Source organism: Asanoa sp. NPDC049475 (genome assembly GCF_040676915.1).
GTDB lineage: Bacteria > Actinomycetota > Actinomycetes > Mycobacteriales > Micromonosporaceae > Asanoa.
In genome coordinates this window covers 1-17,790 of the sequence record NZ_JBFAPY010000003.1, presented here as the reverse complement: position 1 = coordinate 17,790, position 17,790 = coordinate 1, and the positions used below count along the sequence as shown (strand labels likewise).

14 protein-coding genes are annotated in these 17,790 nt (G+C 71.4%); 6 read left to right on the top strand and 8 right to left on the bottom strand.

Annotated elements, in window-relative coordinates:
• From AB0J88_RS11185 to AB0J88_RS11170, 4 genes are read right to left on the bottom strand one after another with little or no spacing between them, the layout of a single operon-like run.
• On the bottom strand, nucleotides 1–978 hold the full coding sequence (locus AB0J88_RS11185; protein WP_364346036.1) for a MoxR family ATPase: 978 nt from the start codon (nucleotides 976–978) through the stop codon (nucleotides 1–3).
• The gene (locus AB0J88_RS11180; protein WP_364346038.1) at nucleotides 975–2,351 is read right to left on the bottom strand and encodes a DUF4350 domain-containing protein; all 1,377 of its coding nucleotides are present in this window, start codon (nucleotides 2,349–2,351) and stop codon (nucleotides 975–977) included. Before AB0J88_RS11180 ends, AB0J88_RS11185 begins: the two co-directional genes overlap by 4 nt.
• Entirely contained in the window at nucleotides 2,348–2,932 is a 585-nt protein-coding gene (locus AB0J88_RS11175) for a DUF4129 domain-containing protein (protein ID WP_364346040.1), read from the bottom strand. The genes AB0J88_RS11180 and AB0J88_RS11175 overlap by 4 nt, the downstream gene beginning before the upstream one ends.
• Nucleotides 2,929–3,792, bottom strand: coding sequence for a hypothetical protein (locus AB0J88_RS11170; protein WP_364346042.1), 864 nt, complete (start codon nucleotides 3,790–3,792; stop codon nucleotides 2,929–2,931). The genes AB0J88_RS11175 and AB0J88_RS11170 overlap by 4 nt, the downstream gene beginning before the upstream one ends.
• A 170-nt stretch (nucleotides 3,793–3,962) precedes the next feature.
• Between AB0J88_RS11170 and mtrA the strand changes: the two genes are divergently transcribed.
• From mtrA to raiA, 5 genes are all read left to right on the top strand, one after another.
• The gene (gene mtrA, locus AB0J88_RS11165; protein ID WP_116066793.1) at nucleotides 3,963–4,652 is read left to right on the top strand and encodes an MtrAB system response regulator MtrA; all 690 of its coding nucleotides are present in this window, start codon (nucleotides 3,963–3,965) and stop codon (nucleotides 4,650–4,652) included.
• A 94-nt stretch (nucleotides 4,653–4,746) separates the two neighbouring features.
• Entirely contained in the window at nucleotides 4,747–6,351 is a 1,605-nt protein-coding gene (gene mtrB / locus AB0J88_RS11160; protein WP_364346044.1) for an MtrAB system histidine kinase MtrB, read from the top strand.
• Nucleotides 6,348–8,117, top strand: a complete 1,770-nt coding sequence (locus AB0J88_RS11155) for an LpqB family beta-propeller domain-containing protein (protein ID WP_364346046.1) — start codon at nucleotides 6,348–6,350, stop codon at nucleotides 8,115–8,117. The genes mtrB and AB0J88_RS11155 overlap by 4 nt, the downstream gene beginning before the upstream one ends.
• Complete coding sequence (locus AB0J88_RS11150) at nucleotides 8,114–8,827, top strand: phosphoribosyltransferase family protein (RefSeq protein ID WP_364346147.1); 714 nt, start codon at nucleotides 8,114–8,116, stop codon at nucleotides 8,825–8,827. The genes AB0J88_RS11155 and AB0J88_RS11150 overlap by 4 nt, the downstream gene beginning before the upstream one ends.
• 253 nt (nucleotides 8,828–9,080) lie before the next feature.
• The gene (gene raiA / locus AB0J88_RS11145) at nucleotides 9,081–9,719 is read left to right on the top strand and encodes a ribosome-associated translation inhibitor RaiA (protein ID WP_364346048.1); all 639 of its coding nucleotides are present in this window, start codon (nucleotides 9,081–9,083) and stop codon (nucleotides 9,717–9,719) included.
• On the opposite strand, the gene AB0J88_RS11140 is transcribed toward raiA, so the two are convergent.
• From AB0J88_RS11140 to AB0J88_RS11125, 4 genes are all read right to left on the bottom strand, one after another.
• The gene (locus AB0J88_RS11140; protein ID WP_364737879.1) at nucleotides 9,708–11,105 is read right to left on the bottom strand and encodes a glutathionylspermidine synthase family protein; all 1,398 of its coding nucleotides are present in this window, start codon (nucleotides 11,103–11,105) and stop codon (nucleotides 9,708–9,710) included. The two genes, raiA and AB0J88_RS11140, sit on opposite strands and share 12 nt — an antisense overlap.
• A gap of 22 nt (nucleotides 11,106–11,127) precedes the next feature.
• On the bottom strand, nucleotides 11,128–11,526 hold the full coding sequence (locus AB0J88_RS11135) for a hypothetical protein (RefSeq protein ID WP_364737876.1): 399 nt from the start codon (nucleotides 11,524–11,526) through the stop codon (nucleotides 11,128–11,130).
• Nucleotides 11,527–11,591: 65 nt separating this feature from the next.
• A complete protein-coding gene (locus AB0J88_RS11130) occupies nucleotides 11,592–12,704 on the bottom strand; it encodes a GNAT family N-acetyltransferase (RefSeq protein ID WP_364346054.1) in 1,113 nt (370 codons plus the stop codon).
• The gene (locus tag AB0J88_RS11125; RefSeq protein WP_364346056.1) at nucleotides 12,701–13,861 is read right to left on the bottom strand and encodes a GNAT family protein; all 1,161 of its coding nucleotides are present in this window, start codon (nucleotides 13,859–13,861) and stop codon (nucleotides 12,701–12,703) included. The genes AB0J88_RS11130 and AB0J88_RS11125 overlap by 4 nt, the downstream gene beginning before the upstream one ends.
• Nucleotides 13,862–14,023: 162 nt before the next feature.
• Here AB0J88_RS11125 and secA point away from each other — a divergent pair, with 162 nt between their 5' ends.
• Nucleotides 14,024–16,927, top strand: a complete 2,904-nt coding sequence (secA, locus tag AB0J88_RS11120) for a preprotein translocase subunit SecA (protein WP_364346058.1) — start codon at nucleotides 14,024–14,026, stop codon at nucleotides 16,925–16,927.
• Nucleotides 16,928–17,790 lie beyond the last annotated feature (863 nt).

Here is a 17,790-nt window from a genome sequence, read left to right as displayed (position 1 = left end):
TCAGCGCGGGGTCGGTACGGTGCCGAGCACCGCGTCGAGGATCTGGTCGACGGTCACGCCCTCGAGCTCGGCCTCGGGGCGCAGCCGCACCCGGTGGCGCAGCGTCGACCGAGTGACGGCCTTGACGTCATCGGGCGTGACGTATTCGCGACCGGAGATCCAGGCCCAGGCCTTGGCCGCCGCGAGCAGCGCGGTGGCGCCACGCGGAGACGCGCCCAGCTCCAGCGAGGGGGAGACCCGGGTGGCCCGGCACAGGTCGACGACGTAGCCGAGCACCATGTCGACCACGCCGACCTTGCCGACCGCCTCGCGCCCGGCGGCCAGGTCGGCCGCGGTGGCCACCGGCCGGATCCCGGCGGCGGACAGGTCGCGCGGGTTGAAGCCCTGGTGGTGTGCGCGCAGCACGCCGAGCTCCTCGTCGCGGGTGGGCAGCGGCACCGCGAGCTTGAGGAGGAAGCGGTCGAGCTGCGCCTCGGGCAGCGGGTAGGTGCCCTCGTACTCGATCGGGTTCTGCGTGGCGATCACCAGGAACGGCTCCGGCAGCGGCCGAGGCACGCCCTCGACCGACACCTGGCGCTCCTCCATGACCTCCAGCAGCGCCGACTGGGTCTTGGGCGGCGTCCGGTTGATCTCGTCGGCGAGCAGCAGGTTGGTGAACACCGGACCCTGGCGGAACGTGAACGCGGCACCGTGCGGGTCGTAGACCAGCGAGCCGGTCACGTCGCCGGGCATCAGGTCGGGGGTGAACTGGAGCCGCTTCATGTCGAGGTCCAGCGCGGCCGCGAAAGACCGCACCAACAGGGTCTTCGCCACGCCGGGTACGCCTTCGAGCAGCACGTGGCCGCGGCAGAGCAGGCCGATCAGCAACCCGGTGACGACCGCGTCCTGCCCGACCACCGCCTTGGCGACCTCGGCGCGCAGCCGGTGCAGGGCCACCCGGGGATCGGTCTCGGCGGTCAGGCCGGCGGCGAGGGTCACCGTGGTTCTCCTTGGTCGGGCCCGGCGCTGCCGGGCTGGGTGTCGCGGGACTGTCCCGCGGGTACGACGCCGCCGACCTCGTCGGCCACGCTGTGCAGAGCCCGGGCCAGGTCGAGCAGCTCGTCGTCGTGTGCCGGCGCGGGACCGTAGAGCAGCCCGTCGACCTGCGCCGGGTCGCGCCCGGTGCGGGCGGCGACGGCGGCGACCACGTCGGAAGGGGTGTGTTCGGGATCGAGCCCGAGGGCTGGCTCGATCCGTTTGCGCGCGGCCTGGCGGAGCACCTCGGCGGCTGGGCCACGGGCCTTGGCGCGCTGGTAGAGGCGGCCGCGGCCGAGCACCGTCTCGCCGGATCGGACCTCGACGGGCAGCGGCTCGGAGACCGCGGGGCCGAGCCGGCGCCCGGCCCAGAGGAGCAGCAGGAGCAGCGCGGCGCCCAGGGTGGCCAGCATCGCCCAGACCCACGGCGGGAACGCGTCGGTGATCGAGGCGCTGTCGCCGCCGTCGTCGTCGCCGGCGCTGCCCCGGCCGGGCGGGCCGTCGCGGTCGCGGGCGGGCGGCGCGGTGTACTCGCCGGCCGGCTCTTCCGTCGGCTGCTCGTAGGTCTCCTGCCCCGACGGGTCCGGGGTGTAGCTCGGCTTGGGCTGTTCCGGCGGCTCGAACCGCTCGTGCAGGTCGAGCCAGACGAGCTTGGGCCGCGTCGACAGGAGGCCCGCAGCGAACGTGCGGTTGTCGTGCTCGTCGAGACGTCCGTTGAGGAACGGGTCCGCCGCGCCGACCACCACGACTTCCTGCGGGTAACCGAACCGCAGCACGGCCCGGTCGTAGCACGCGTCGTAGCCGCCGCCGAACGTCCCCTCGACCACGTAGGACTGCCGGCGCACGGCCGTGGCGCCGGCCTCGGTGATGCCCGGGATCGCACAGCCGCCGGAGGTCACGGGCGCCGTCGCCCACCGCCTCCCGCCACGCAGCAGCGGCACGTCCGCGCCCCGCAGCGCCCGGGCCGGCGGGTCGACCAGCACCACCCGCGTGCTCGCCGGCAGCGACCGCAGCATGCTCACACTCTGCGGGTCGAGGTATTCGGCAGCGGGCACGAACAGCGTCGCGCCACCGGCGTCGGTGAGGGCGGCGCGCGGATCGGTGTGCCGTACGACGGTGACGCCCCGACCGCGCAGGTCGTCGGCGAGCCGGGCCGAGCCGATCGCCGCGTCGCTGACCGGGGAGAGGAAGGCTTCGTCGCCGCTGTCGGGTGTGTCGACGGCGTGCGTCACCAGCGTGCCGACGAACAGCAGGGCGACCACGCCGAACGGGATCAGGGTGCGCCGGCCGCGCCGCCAGCCCCGGCGCAGCGCGGCCCGTCTGCCGGTGGTCGTCATGACCCGCCCCGTCGGCTCGCCGGCACCCGGCCGCCGGACACCGCACGGTCGACCTCCGACGCGAGCCGCTTCATGCTGGCGTCGTCGTCTTCCGTGGCCGGCTTCTCGCCGTACCAGATGTCGGAGAAGATCGTGCCGGCCGCGCTGAGCGGCTGGTCGGTGGCCGGCGCGTTCCGGCCGGCGGCGGACGCCAGCTCGGTGACCGTCCATCCTGGATGGTGCTCGATCACCCTGCGGTCGACCAGCAGCCGGACCACCGCCCGCAGCCGCTCACGGACCGCCTCCGCCCACTGGCCCTGCGCGGCGAACCGGTCCGCGCGGGAGACGAATGTCGCCGCCGGCAGGTCGGGCAGGGCGTCCGGCTCCGCCTCGTCGGCCATCGGCTCCACGGCCTTCTCGGGCTCGGCGGCGGGGCGACGGCGGCGGCGGCGGCCGAATCGCAGCCGGGGCCAGCGCAGGCGCGACCAGGTCGACCAGAGCACGGCGACCGCCGTCGCGAGGAGCAGCAGGATGAGCAGGACCCAGCCGAGACCGAGGACGTCGCTGAGCGCCGCCGCGGTCTCGGTCCACCAACGGCTCATCGCCGCACCGCCAGCGGCTCCTCGGCGGGACCGTGGCCACGGCTCAGCGCGATGTCGAGCCCCTCGGTGCGGAACCGGGTCTCGAGGTGCAGGGTCGCGGCGAGGCAGGCGAGGGCGGCGTAGGCCAGCGTGTTGACCGCCACCCGCATGGCGGTGAGCAGCACGCCGAGCGCGTCGGGCGACAGCGGCACGAGGCGGGCGAGGAAGTTGCCGCCCGCGGTGCCGACGAGCAACCGGATCAACCACCAGGTGAGGTACGCGAGCAGCAGCACCCACACGCCGCGGGCGCCGGACCGGCCGGCGAGCACGATGCCCCGCCCGATCGCCCGGAACGGGTTGACCCGGTCCGTCACCAGCACCGGCACGGCCAGCGCGCAGAACCCGAAGCCGACCGCCCAGGCCGGCCCGGCGAACGACAGGGTCGCGACAACCAGACCGGCGAACAGCGCCAGGAAGAGGGTGGCGACCGGGCGGAGGCCTCTCGGGTCGAGCACGCCCCGATTGTCGAGCGGCCGGCCCAGCAGGAGGGCGCCGGCGGCGCGGGACGCCGGCGCGGCCACCAGCGCGATGATCAACGCCTCGCAGCCGGCGCCGACGCAGAGCAGCGTCCAGAGCGGGCCGAGGTTGCGGTCCAGGGACCGGAACGGGTCGAGCAGGTCGAGGCCGACCCACTCGCGCAGCGGACCCAGCAGCCACTGCTCACCGACCGCCAGGACCGCCGCCAGCGGCAGCAGCGCGGCGGCGTGCCCGCGCAGCACCAGGAGGGCGGCGTCCAGCAGCTCGCCCATCGTCAGGGGGCGCCGGGGAATGGCGGACGTTTCCAGGGTCGACTCCGGGAGGCTGCGTGGGATAGCGGTCATCGTGGCATGGCGCACGTCACGCTCGGGGACCGGAGGGCGGGATATTGCGCACCTGGTGGCCCGGATCAGCGCTCAACGACCGAATTGTGGGGACCGGTCACCGGGTCAGCGCGGATATTCCCCCGGCCGGCCGGTCACACCGCGATGAACGCAGATGGAATATTGGTGCCATGAGAGCCCGGGTTCTGGTGGTGGACGACGATCCCGCGTTGGCGGAGATGCTCGGCATCGTGCTGCGCAGTGAGGGGTTCCTGCCCTCGTTCGTGGCCGACGGCGAGCGTGCCCTGTCCGCGTTCCGTGACAACCGGCCCGACATCGTGCTGCTCGACCTGATGCTTCCCGGCATGAGCGGCATCGACGTGGCCCGGTCGATCCGGTCGGAGTCGGGCGTCCCGATCGTCATGCTGACCGCCAAGAGCGACACCGTCGACGTGGTCCTCGGGCTCGAGTCCGGTGCCGACGACTACGTGGTCAAGCCGTTCAAGCCCAAGGAGCTCGTGGCCCGCATGCGCGCCCGGCTGCGCCGGGGCGAAGACGCGGCGCCCGAGATGTTGACCATCGGACCGCCCGGCAACCAGATCACCATCGACGTGCCGGCGCACACGGTCACGCGCGACGGCGAAGAGGTCAAGCTGACTCCGCTCGAGTTCGACCTGCTGGTCGCGCTGGCCCGCAAGCCGCGGCAGGTGTTCACCCGCGAGGTGCTGCTGGAGCAGGTGTGGGGCTACCGGCACGCGGCCGACACCCGCCTGGTCAACGTGCACGTCCAGCGACTGCGCGCCAAGATCGAGCCAGACCCCGAACGGCCGGAGATCATCCTCACCGTCCGTGGTGTCGGCTACAAGGCCGGCACCGGATAACCTGGGTTTCGCTGTGAGCAGAGCGTCACTCGACGAAGTCTTCCGAACGGCCCGGGCGCGTGCCCGGGCCCTTTGGGGTCTCATCGTTCGGCAGGTGACGCTCTTCCTGGTCACGGTCGAGCACACCTGGCGCCGCTCGCTGCAGGTCCGGGTGGTCACGCTGACCCTGGTGGTCTCCAGCCTGCTGGTCGCCGTCTTCGCCTACGTCGTGGCCTACCGCAGCTCGACGATCCTGCTCGACCGGGCCAAGCAGAGCGTCGACGCCCAGCTCGACAGCGGCCAGGACTTCGCCCGCGAGCAGCTCATCGTCTTCGGCAAGCCCTACGAGCCCAACGTGCGGGGCACCCTCCAGGACATCGTCTCCAACCTCGCCGGCGGTGACTCGCAGGACCCGAGCTCGGGGCTGGTCGTGGTCCGGGCCGACAACGTCAACGAGATCACCGCCGTGCAGTCCCGCCCGGGCGACATCTCCGGCGTGCTGAGCGGCGATATCACCCGGGTGGTCCGCGACGGCGGCCGGGCGACCGCCATCCGGTCGGCCAACCTCGGCGCCGGCCGGGTGAAATACCTGGTCAAGGGCACTCCGGTCAGCACCAAGTTCGGGCAGGTCGAGCTCTACTACATCGAGCCGCTGACCACCCAGGACTCGGCGGCGACCCAGATCAACACCACCGTGCTGGCCACGGGCGCCACGCTGGTGCTGCTGCTCGGCCTGCTCTCCGCGCTCGTCACCCGGCTGGTCGTCCGCCCTGTCCGGGTGGCCGCGCGCACGGCGCAGCGGCTTTCCGCCGGCCTGCTCGACCAACGGATGGTGGTCTCCGGCGAAGACGACCTGGCGCTGCTCGCCGCCTCGTTCAACCAGATGGCCGCCAACCTCCAACGCCAGATCGTCCGGCTGGAAGACATGTCCCGCCTGCAACGCCGGTTCACCTCCGACGTCTCGCACGAGCTGCGCACGCCGTTGACCACCGTCCGGATGGCGGCCGACCTGATCTTCGCCGAGCGCGAGCGCTTCCCGGCCGACGTGTCCCGCACCGCCGAGATCCTGCAGACCGAGCTCGACCGGTTCGAGAGCCTGCTCACCGACCTGCTGGAGATCAGCCGGTACGACGCCGGCTTCGCCATGCTCGACGCCGAGCCCACCGACCTGGTGCCGCTCGTCCACCGCGGAGTCGAACCCCTGCGCGCCCTGGCTGAGCGCTGCGGGGTGGAGTTGCGTGTGGAGGTCCCGGCCAGCCCGGTCATCGTCGAGGCCGACCCGCGCCGGGTCGAGCGGATCCTGCGCAACCTGGTCGGCAACGCTGTCGAGCATGCCGAGGGCCGACCGGTCGTGGTGCGGCTGGTGACCGACGGGGTGGCGGCGGCGGTCGCGGTCCGCGACCACGGCCTCGGGCTCAAGCCGGGCGAGGAGAAGCTGGTCTTCAACCGGTTCTGGCGGGCCGACCCGTCCCGGGCTCGGCAGACCGGCGGCACCGGGCTCGGCCTGTCCATCAGCCTCGAGGACGCCCGCCTGCACGGCGGTTGGCTGGAGGCCTGGGGTGCGCCGGGTCAGGGCGCCCAGTTCCGGCTGACGCTCCCTGTGCGCGCCGGCGACCGGCTCACCTCCTCGCCGGTGCGGCTGGTGCCCGAAGACGCCGACCTGCCCGCGGCGCCGCAGCCCCGCGCGATCACCCAGGCTCCGGCGGAGGTGGCACCGTGAGCCGCCGGGTCGGTGCCCTGGTCGCCGCGGCCGGGCTCGCGGCGGGTCTTCTGGCGGGGTGCGGGATACCTGACCACACCGACGTCCAGGTCGACCGGGCCGGCCCGGTGTCCGGCGCCGACCAGCAGACCAGCATCGCGTTGACGCCCCCGAAGCGGACGCAGGCGACGTCCGTCAAGGAGTTCGTCCGCAACTTCCTCACCGCGGCGGCGGGCGAGTTCGACCCGGGCGGCACCACCAGCCAACGCCTCCAGGACTACGTGGCCGGCGACGCCACCCGCAAGCCCTCGCTCAAGGACGAGGTCACCGTGGTGCGCGTCACCGACATCGTCGTCGCGGACGACGGTCGCAACGTCCACGTCGCGGTCCAACAGGTCGGCATACTCAACTCCGCGGGCGAGATCCTGGCGCCGACCTCGACCGCCGAGGGCTACGACCTGACGGTGCGATCCGAGTCCGGCAGTGAGGGCGGTTGGCGCCTGACCAAGGTGCCCGATGACGTGCTGCTCGATGTCGAAGCGCTCAAGAGCTACTACACCGAGCGCACGGTCTACTTCTGGAACACCGACCGCACCGCGCTCGTGCCGGACCTGCGCTGGCTGCCCAGCGAGGTGCCGCTGTCCCGGGTGCCGACCGAGCTGCTGGCGATGATCGAGGGCGGCCCGTCACCGTGGCTCGAGGGCGTGGCCCTGGAGTTGCCGAAGGACAGCAAGCTGCTGATCAACGCGCCCATCGTCAACGGCCAGCTCACGATGAACTGGTCGCCGCCCGCGGTCGACCGCGACGCGGGCGGCAACTATCTCCTGCGGCAGGTGGCTTGGACGGTCAGCGACCTCGGGACGCAGTCGTTGCAGCTCAAGATCAACGGTCAGCTCGAAGACCAGTTTCCCGTGCGGGACCTGATCGAGCGCACGCCCTACTCGATCGCCCCCCAGCCGCACGCGTACGCGATGCTCGACCACAAGATCCGCGCGCTGGGCTCGCCGGCCGGCATCCCGGCGCCCGTCCCGCTGGCCGACCCGGTCAACAAGGACGTCCGGTGGGCGGCGGTGAACCGGACCTCCACCGGGCTGGACGCGGCCGTCGTCACGACGACCAACCAGCTGAGGATGGGCTCGGCCACCGGTGACAGCCAGGTCGAGGCGCTCGCAACCGTCGCCGGGGTCACGCCGACGGCGCCGCCGGTCTGGCTGCCGCGGTCGCGGACGGGTCTCGTGCCGACCGACGGTGGGCTCTACGCGTTCGGCCCGGGCCGCAAGGCGACCAAACCGGCAGACAGGGGCCTCAACAACGTCACCTCGGTCGCGGCCGCGCTCGATGGCCAACGGATCGCGGTGATCGCCAACGGGAAGCTCTACGTCGTGCCGGTCTCGGTCATGCAGGACGGCCAACTGAGCCTGGGCAACCCGCGGCTGCTCAGCACCCCCCTGGCAGATGTATCGGCGGTGGCCTGGAGCGGCGAGACCGCCGTGTCGGTGAGCGGCAAGGACAGCCAGGGTCGCATGTCGATCGTCGACGTCAGCGTCGACGGTGCGCGGCGCACGCAACGGATCTACGACGGGGAGGGGCGGATCGCGATGATCGCCGCCTATCCGGAGATCAAGGCGCTCGGCCGATCCGCCACCATCCTCTACCAGGCCCAGGATCTCGCCTGGCTGGCCGCGGGCTCCTCGACGCAGTTGGTGCGCTCGATGGTCGACGACGCACCAACCGCGTCGCCGGGCTCTGGCGACACCCAGCCGACCGCGCCGTTCTTCGTCTTCTGACCGTGGTTCTCGCCGCGCTCGCCGACCTGGTGCTGCCGGCCGAGTGCGCGGGCTGCCGCACCGCCCACGTGCCGCTGCGCCAGGGAACCTGCGCGGCCTGTGCCGCCGCCCTGGCCGCTCTGCGCCCGCGAGCAGTGCGTCCTGAACCGGCGCCACCGGGCCTGCCGCCCTGCGTCGCGGCGGGCGAGTACGCCGGCCCGCTCCGGGAAGCCCTGCTCGCGTACAAGGAACGTGGTCGCGTGTCCTTGGCTGCCCCGCTGGGCGCCTTGCTGGCCGAGTCCGTTGCCACGGCCGCCGGTGGCGTCCGCCGCCCGGTCCTCCTGCTGCCGGTGCCCTCGACCGCGGCCGCGGTCCGCGAACGGCACGGAGACCACCTCCGCCGCCTGGCCGACCGCGCGGCGAAGAGGTTGCGCAGGGCCGGTTGGCCGACACTCGTGGCGCAACCGGTGCGTGCGTTGCCGAAACCGGACGCCACCCACCTCGACAGTGCGCAGCGCGCAATTGCCGCCGCAGCAGCCTTCGGCCTCAGGCCGTCCCGGCATGCCCGCGCCGCCGAACGCGCCGCCTCCGGGAGCGCGGTGGTCGTCGTCGACGACATCGTCACGACCGGCGCCACGCTGGCCGCGTTGACGACGTTGCTGACGCGCGCCAAGATTCCCGTCGAAGCCGCCGCCCTTATCGCAGCGACACGCAAACGTCACCCTCAGTAGATCCGTTTTCACCCGATCGCGCCCACTGGGCGAAACTTCTCCGAACCCCCGGGCTGACAGGGGGTGACTGAAGCGCCAACCGGCGTTAGCGTGAAATTCACCGGGGTAGGACTGTGGTCCACAGCCCCGAGGGGGACCCGCATCCGAGAGGAGGCGCACCGTCCGGTCGGTCGACGCCCAGGGTCATGACGCGCGGCGTTGCCGGCCATTCATTCACCACCGCATCAGCACAGATCGTTGTGGGAGGTAACGCGTGGACATCGTCGTCAAGGGCCGAAACGTTGAGGTGCCCGATCATTTCCGGATCCATGTCGCCGACAAGTTGGCGAAGGTCGAGCGATACGACCAGAAGTTGATCCGGGTCGACGTCGAGCTATTCCACGAACGCAATCCGCGTCAGTCCGACCACTGTCAACGGGTCGAGATCACATGCGCGTCCCGCGGGCCGGTGGTCCGCGCCGAGGCTTGCGCATCCGACTTCTACGCCGCTCTCGACGCGGCCATCACGCGCCTCGACAGCCGGTTGCGCCGGGCGGCCGACCGGCGTCGCGTGCATCGCGGCCGCCCGCCCGTCTCCGTGGCCGAGCACACGGCCTCGTTGCCGTCGGCGGCGGCACCGGCGGTGCCCAGTGCCCGGTCGAGCACCGCGGTGCTCGACGACCCGGCCGACCGGTACTCCGTGCTCAACCAGGACGAGCAGGACGACCAGCCCTGGCACGTCGCCCGGGTCAAGGAGCACCCGGGTGAGCCGATGACCGTCGACGACGCGCTGTTCCAGATGGAGCTCGTCGGCCACGACTTCTATCTCTTCAACGACAAGGAAAGCGGCCAGCCGAGCGTCGTCTACCGGCGCAAGGGCTACGACTACGGGATCATCTCGCTACAGGTGTGACCCGATCGTGTGCGGGACGAAGTGGGCGTCGTTTCGGGTGATCAGCCCGTCGACGCCCACTCCTTCCCGGATGCCCATGCCCGCCGGCTCGCCGTCGACCATCCAGACGCCGAGCACCGGGTGGCAGTCGCCTTCCGCACCGGGGAACGACGGCAGCTCGCGGAGCTCCTGATAGACGAAGCCCTCACGGCCGTACTCGCCGGCGTTGGTGGCCAGCGGCACGTTGTCGCGGACGAGCTCGACGTTGGCGCCCTCACGGGACCAGATGGGCTTCTTCGCGTACGACGTCATCGTGGCTGGTTTGTCTTCGGAGAAGTAGGCCGGGAGCAGCAGCTCGCCCTCCGGCTTGTCGCCGAACAGCTCCCACAGCACCGGCAGCAGGCCCTTGTTGGACCACAGCGCGGCGGTCCACGGCGGCTCGATCCAGACCGTGCCGCGCTTGGTGGGGTCGGCCATGTTCCGGAAGATCGGCCGGCCGCCCTCCTCGTGCCAGAGCCATTCCCACGGGTAGAGGATGAAGATCACGTCGATCTGCGGGCCGACCTCGAACTGCCCCTGCTGGAACCGGACGCTGCCGTCGACCTGGTCGACCCCGATCTGGCTCATCGCGATCAGCTCGGTGGGAAAGCCGGCCTGGTTCGCCGTCTCCATCAGGTAGGCGACGTTCATCCGGTCCTCGCCGGAGGTCTCGCTGGTCTCGTACGCGAAATAGATCGTCGGGCGCTCGGGCAGCCACGGTCGGGCCGCGCGTAGCTCCGCCATGTTGCGCCGCCAGGCCTCGACCAGCCCCTCGTGCACGGCGTTCCACTGCCGCTCGTGGTGGTGGGTCTGGCCGGTCTGCTCCAGCCACGACCACTGGATCACGGCGCTCTCCAGCAGCGCGGTGGGCGTCTGCGCGTTGAACTCGAGCAACTTCGGTGTGCTGCCCTTGCCCGCGTACCAGAGGTCGAACCGCCCGTAGACGCTCGGCGAGTAGTCCGGGGTCTGCGGTGCGTGCGTGTGGGCGCCGAACAGGTCCTTGTCGGCGTGCGTCCAGGCGTCCTTGTCACCGTCGAACCAGGTGCGGATCACCTGCTCGTGCACGTACTCCGGGACGCCGATCTTCGCCAGGAGGCAGGTGTCGGGCCAGCACTCGGCGGACAGGTACGCCTCGCGGCGCACCGTGCGGTCGCGGCGCGGGCAGCCGGCGACGATGTGGTCACCGGCGGCGACACACATCCGGTGCAGGGTGGTGGCCGCCTGCTCGAGCGCCAGGATCTCGTCGAGGTCGAAGTCGTAGAACGGACCCTCCCGCCAGTACGACAGGACGCGCCCGTCGGCCAGGGGAGTGGCGTTGTACGTCAGCCCGAGCGACGCGTTCGTCTGCTCCCAGCCCTGCCGCTGCACACCATGCGCGACTCGTCGCACCTCAGCCGCCGGACGACTTGCTGCTGCCGTCGCCGCCGCTGCCGACCACGTTCGACTTCACCGTGCCGTTGCTGACCCGGCCGGTCGCCGGCAGGCCCCAGGCACTGCGCTGCGCCGCGTCGTTGTAGGCGAACTTCGAGCCGCCGCCGGGTAGCTTCGCGCCAGGCTTGAGGCCCTTGGCGTAGCGCGGCGAGTGCGCCCAGAAGAAGAAGCCGCCGCGGCCGTCGCCGTCGTCGTCGCAGTCGTCCTCGTCGACGACGGTGTCGTTCTGGTCGACGCAGTAGAAGGTGTGGTCGTCGTCGGCCGAGTCACAGGCCGCGGTGCCGCCGGCGGCCAGGCCGAGGAACGCGGCGCCCAGCACGACGCGCGCGGTGTTGCGCCGCCGAGCAGTCATCATCATCTCCCAGGTCCGCGCTGCAAGTGGGCTCACACTAATAGACCATCGCAACGAGGACGATGATCCGTTCAGCCGTTCTCGCGGAGATCACCGGGTAGGAGTGCCCAGAGGATGTCGTCGATGCGTCCGCCGGCCATGCCCGGAAGCCGGTTGCGCTGGTAGCCCTCCCGCAGGAACCCGGCCGCCTCCAGGACGCGCTGCGAGCCGCCGTTGGTCGGGTTGGTGCCGGCGATCATCCGGGCGATCGAGGTGTTGGCGAACGCCCACCGGCACAGCAGCACACTGGCCCGCCTGGAGAAGCCCCGGCCGCGGAACGCCGGCAGCACGCAGTAGCCGATCATCGCCTGCCCGGTCGGCGGCTCCTGGTAGTAGAGCCCGATGTCGCCGGCCGGTGCGCCGGTGGCGGCGTCGACCATCACCAGGTCGATGCGCTCCCCCAGCAACCAGCGGCTCTCCGCCCGCTCGCAGCGCAGCCGGATCTCCTCGCGGTCCGGTGGCACCGGCGGGACGTGCGACGCGACGATGTCGGGGACGCTGAACAGCTCGTGGTAGAAGTCCTCGTCGCCGGGACCGAGCGGGCGCAGGGTAACCACGCCGTCGGTGAGCTCGCCCCCGGGCAGGTCGGGCAGCGCTCGCAGGGCCGGCTTGGCGGGGTCACCGACCAGCCGGGCGAACACCATGACGTCGCGCCGCGAACCGTCGGCGTTGCGGGCCGCACCTCGCCGGGTGCCCTCGGGGTGAAAACCGGCCGCCAGCGCCACCCGGACGCTCTTCGGATTGGCCAGGTCGACCAGGATCTCGAGCCGGTCGAAGCCCTCGGCGAAGGCGCGCTCGGCCAGGGCCAGGGTCGCGGCCGTGGTGACGCCCTTGCCGCGCGCCCACGGCGCCGCCCAGTAGCCGATCTCGCCCTGCGCGCGGCCGCTGTCGACGTGGTGCAGGCCGACCGTGCCGAGCAGCCGGTCGGTGGCCGGGTCGGCGACCGCGAAGCTCGCTCCGCCGGCCGCCCACTGCGACTCGTCGTCGATCCAGGTCAGGGCGTTCTCACGGGTGTACGGACGGGGCAGGGCCGGCAGGAAGCGCTGGATCCGCGGATCGTTGCAGGCGGCCTCGACGTCCGCGGCGTCGTCCTCGCGAAGGAGGCGCAGCCGTACGGTCGGCGTTTCGATCGGTTCCGGTTTCATCCGGCTGTCCTCCCGTTGAACGGCTCATCGGACGCTAACAGCGCGCCGGTCCAGGCGTCGATCCGCTCACCGCGGTGGTCGAGGTAGCGGCGGTTGGTGCCCTCGAACGTGAAGCCGGCCTTCTCCGCGACCCGGCGGGACGCCTCGTTGCCGACGTTGGCCCACCAGCCGACCCGGTCGACGCCGAGCGAGGTGAAGCCCCAGGCGCAGACGGCGGCGAGGGCGGCCGGCGCGAAGCCACGACCGCGCGCGTGCGGCGGCACCACGAAACCGACGTCGGCGAGCGCCGAGCGGGTGGGGTGCAGCCGCAGTTCCATCAGGCCGGCGTACGCGTCGGTCTCGGGTTCTCCGATCGCGAACACGGCACCGACGCCGCGCAGCCAGTTGCCGGGTGCGAGGTCCCGCACGAAGCTCTCGGCGTGCTCGCGGCGGTAGGGGTGGGGGACCGTGGTCCAGCGGACCGTCTCCGGGTCGTTGGAGCTCTCGGCGATCGCGTCGATGTCGCGTTCCTCGAGCGCGCGCAGCTTGATCTCCCCGCTGCGGGTGGCCGCGAAGAGGTCGGGCTGCTCTCCGGCGAACGCGATGGCGCGGCGGACGTCGGCGTCGGCGACCTCGGGGTCGGTGGGGTCGCCGGGCAACAGCGAGCCCACCCAGGCGTCGCGGCGGCTGCCGTCGCGGTCCTCGATGTCGTGCCGGGCGATGCCCTCGATGGTGAAGCCGGAGCGCAGCGCGACCAGCCGTGACAGGTGGTTGCCGACCTCGGCGCGCCAGACGAGGCGGCGTACGCCCAGAGCCTCGATCGCCCACCGGGCCACCGCGCGGGTGGCGGCGGTGGCCGACCCCCGACCGCGGGCCCAGGGCGCGGTCCAGTAGCCGATCTCCGCGCTCTCACCCGTGACGGAGATCAACCCGGTCGAGCCGAGCAGCTCGCCGGTGCGCTCGTCGAAGACGCCGAGCGGGGCTCCGGTGCCGTCCTGCCACTTCGTGGGGGAGAGTTGCGACACGAAGAAGTCGGCGTGCTCGCGGCGGTACGGCACCGGAACGGAGGTCCAGCGCTGGATGTCCGGATCTTGGCAGGCCCGTTCCACCTCGGCCGCGTCTGCCGGCTGCCACGCCCGGATGACCAGGCCACCTGTGATGATCTTCGGGGGCTCCACGCGGTCATCCTGCCGGACACATCTCGCGGGGCATAACGGGATTTCGCCTGGCGTTAGCTTCGTTATGTCCGTTATAACCTGCTCGTCGGGAACCGCCCCTGACAGTCAGCCCGGAGGAGCGCCTACGATAGTTCGGCAGACCGTCTAGGGGAGCGTTGATCCGTGTCGATTCTGGAAAAGTTCCTTCGTGCGGGCGAAGGACGCATGCTGCGCCGGCTCAAGGCCATCGCGGCTGCGGTCAACTCGATCGAGGACGACTACGTCAACCTCACCGATGAAGAGCTCCGCGACCTGACCTTCCAATACCGGGAGCGGCTCGCCGAGGGGGAGACCCTCGACGACCTGCTGCCCGAAGCCTTCGCGACCGCCCGTGAGGCGGCGCACCGGGTGCTGGGCCAGCGGGCCTACGACGTGCAGCTCATGGGCGGCGCGGCGTTGCACTTCGGCAACATCTCGGAGATGAAGACCGGTGAGGGCAAGACCCTGACCGGCGTCTTCCCGGCCTACCTCAACGGCCTCTCCGGCAAGGGTGTGCACGTCATCACCGTCAACGACTACCTGGCGCAACGTGACGCCGAGTGGGTCGGCCAGGTGCACAACTTCCTCGGCCTCACCGTGGGCGTGGTCCTGCCCAACCGGCCGGCGGCGGAGCACCGGGCGGCTTATGAGTGCGACATCACCTACGGCACCAACAACGAGTTCGGCTTCGACTACCTGCGCGACAACATGGCGTGGTCGAAGGACGAGCTGGTGCAGCGGGGTCACAACTTCGCGATCGTCGACGAGGTCGACTCCATCCTCATCGACGAGGCGCGCACGCCGCTGATCATCTCCGGCCCGGCCGAGCACTCCGCCCGGTGGTACTCCGAGTTCTCCTCGGTCGTCGCCCGGCTCCAGCCCGGCAAGGACGGCGAGGGCGACTACGAGGTCGACTACGCCAAGCGCACGATCGCGATCACCGAGCGCGGCGTCGCCAAGGTCGAAGACCGGCTGGGCATCGACAACCTCTACGAGTCGGTCAACACGCCCCTGGTCGGCTACCTCAACAACGCGATCAAGGCGAAAGAGCTCTACAAGCGCGACAAGGACTACATCGTCAACGACGGTGAGGTCCTGATCGTCGACGAGTTCACCGGGCGCATCCTGCACGGCCGCCGCTACAACGAGGGCATGCACCAGGCGATCGAGGCCAAGGAAGGCGTCGAGATCAAGCAGGAGAACCAGACTCTTGCGACGATCACGCTGCAGAACTACTTCCGGCTGTACGAGAAGCTGTCCGGCATGACCGGTACGGCCCAGACCGAGGCCGGCGAGTTCAACAAGGTCTACAACGTCGGCGTGGTCAGCATCCCGACCCACCGGCCGATGATCCGCTTCGACCGGCCCGACGTCATCTACAAGACCGAGAAGGCCAAGTTCAACGCGGTCGTCGAAGACATCGCGGAGCGGCACGCGCTCGGCCAGCCGATCCTGGTCGGCACCGTCTCGGTCGAGAACTCCGAGATCCTCTCGCAGCTCCTGCGCCGGCGCGGCATCCCGCACTCGGTCCTCAACGCGAAATACCACGCGCAGGAGGCCGAGATCATCGCGCAGGCGGGCCGGCGGGGCGCGGTCACGGTCGCGACCAACATGGCCGGCCGAGGCACCGACATCCTGCTCGGCGGCAGCGCCGACAACCTGGCGGCGGCCGAGCTGCACCAGCGCGGCCTCGACCCGGTCGAGCACGAGGACGACTACGCCAAGGCGTTCGAGGAGATCCTGCCCCGCTGGAAGCAGCACTGCGACGCCGAGGCCGCCGAGGTGGTCGAGGCGGGCGGGCTCTACGTGCTGGGCACCGAGCGGCACGAGTCGCGCCGCATCGACAACCAGCTGCGCGGTCGTTCCGGCCGGCAGGGCGACCCGGGCGAGTCCCGGTTCTACCTGTCGCTCCAGGACGAGCTGATGCGCCGCTTCCGCGCGGGTGCGGTCGAAGCCGTCATGGAGCGGTTCAACATCCCCGAGGATGTGCCGATCGAGTCCAAGATGGTGACCCGGCAGATCCGCAGCGCGCAGGCCCAGATCGAGGGCCAGAACGCCGAGATCCGCAAGAACGTCCTCAAGTACGACGAGGTGCTCAACAAGCAGCGCCAGGTCATCTACGCCGAGCGCAAGCGCGTGCTCGACGGCGAAGACCTCCACGAGCAGGTCCGCCACATGATCGACGACGTGGTCGGCGCCTACGTGGAGGGCGCGACCGCCGACGGCTACGCCGAGGACTGGGACCTCGACCAGTTGTGGTCCTCGCTCAAGCAGCTCTACCCGGTCGGCGTGACGATCGACGACATCGAGGAAGAGGCCGGCGGCGAGCGCAACAGCATCGACTCCGAGTTCCTGGTCGCCCGGTTGAAGGACGACGCGCACAACGCGTACGACCGGCGTGAGGAAGAGCTCGGCACCGAGGCGACCCGCCAGCTCGAGCGGATGGTCCTGCTCCAGGTGATCGACCGCAAGTGGCGCGAGCACCTCTACGAGATGGACTACCTGCAGGAGGGCATCAGCCTGCGGGCCTACGCGCAACGCGACCCGGTGGTCGAATACCAGCGCGAGGGCTTCGAGATGTTCGCCACGATGATGGACGGCATCAAGGAGGAGACGGTCGGCTTCCTCTACAACCTGGACGTCCAGGTCGAGGAGGCCCCGGCCCCCGCCGCAGCCGAGCCCGCCGCGGGCGGCGCCCTCCCGATGCCCGACGACGCCACGATCGAGATCAAGGCCAAGGGCCTGGGCCGCTCGTCGCGCCCGCAGGGCGGCCTGCAATATTCGGCCCCCACGATCGACGGAGCCGCCGGCGGTGGTGGGGTTGCGGTCCAGCACACCCAGCCGCAGCCCCCGATGCAGCACGCGCCGGCCCTGGGCGTCGGCAACCCGGCCCCCGCGGCCGGCGACCGCCCGCGCCCGTCGCCGGGCCGCCGCCCGTCCCCGGGCCGCACGGCAGCCCAGCCGAGCAACGGCCCCTCCCGCAACGCGCCGTGCCCATGCGGCTCAGGCAAGAAATACAAGCGCTGCCACGGGGCACCGACTCCGTGACCTGAGGTGCTCTGAGAAAGCCCGCCACCCTGTTGGGAGGCGGGCTTTCTCGTGTCCTCCCTCCTATCCAGTGACGCCAACGACCCGCCCCACCCGCCGCGGTCCCTGCGGCGTTTCGGGTGAGGCGGCGATTAGACGAGTAGGTCCTGACTACCGCTGGTGGGTGTGGCCCAGGGGTGTCGGTGGTCCGGTTGTGCCGATAGAGATCAACATCTGTTTGGCTGGCTGTGCGTGTAGGCCGGTGGTTGGCTCGGGCCGCGATAGTGGGCTGGCCGCTGTCGAGCTGCGGCGCGGTGTGTCGTGACCCTGATGGTTGGTTGTTGGCGGCGCGAGCGGTGATCGGGTGTGGCCGGTCTGGTCCCGGATGGGCCTGGGTCGTGATCGGGTGCGGCTGGTCTGGTTCTGGGACGGCGTGTCGGCCAGATCTGGCGCACCGGATCAACGTTTCGGCTCTGGGTCTTCCAGATAGCTCACACATGATCACGGCCCAGCGCTTACGGGCCTCGGCCCACAGGCCGCGGACCGCGGCCACGGGCGTATCGGCCACGGCCATGGCCGTCAGGGGCGACGGCCGCGGCCTCGGGCGTATGGGGGACGGACTCGGGCGTATGAGGTGACTTCCACGCCCATGGGCGTGTGGCCCATGGGCATATGGGCCACGGGCGTGTGGACCACGGCCCGGGCCACGGGCAACGGCCACGACTGACGGGCCACGGCCCACGGCCCACGGCCCACGGCCCACGGCCCACGGCCCACGGCCCGCGGCCCGCGGCCGCGGCCCACACGGCCCACGGCCCACGGCCCACGGCCCACGGCCCACGGCCCGCGGCCCGCGGCCGCGGCCCACACGGCCCACGGCCCAC

Coding starts and splice junctions, on each gene's coding strand:
- AB0J88_RS11180 (WP_364346038.1), bottom strand. CDS start 2,351: ATGACGACCACCGGCAGACGGGCCGCGCTGCGCCGGGGCTGGCGGCGC.
- AB0J88_RS11175 (WP_364346040.1), bottom strand. CDS start 2,932: ATGAGCCGTTGGTGGACCGAGACCGCGGCGGCGCTCAGCGACGTCCTC.
- AB0J88_RS11170 (WP_364346042.1), bottom strand. CDS start 3,792: ATGACCGCTATCCCACGCAGCCTCCCGGAGTCGACCCTGGAAACGTCC.
- mtrA (WP_116066793.1), top strand. CDS start 3,963: ATGAGAGCCCGGGTTCTGGTGGTGGACGACGATCCCGCGTTGGCGGAG.
- AB0J88_RS11135 (WP_364737876.1), bottom strand. CDS start 11,526: ATGATGATGACTGCTCGGCGGCGCAACACCGCGCGCGTCGTGCTGGGC.
- AB0J88_RS11130 (WP_364346054.1), bottom strand. CDS start 12,704: ATGAAACCGGAACCGATCGAAACGCCGACCGTACGGCTGCGCCTCCTT.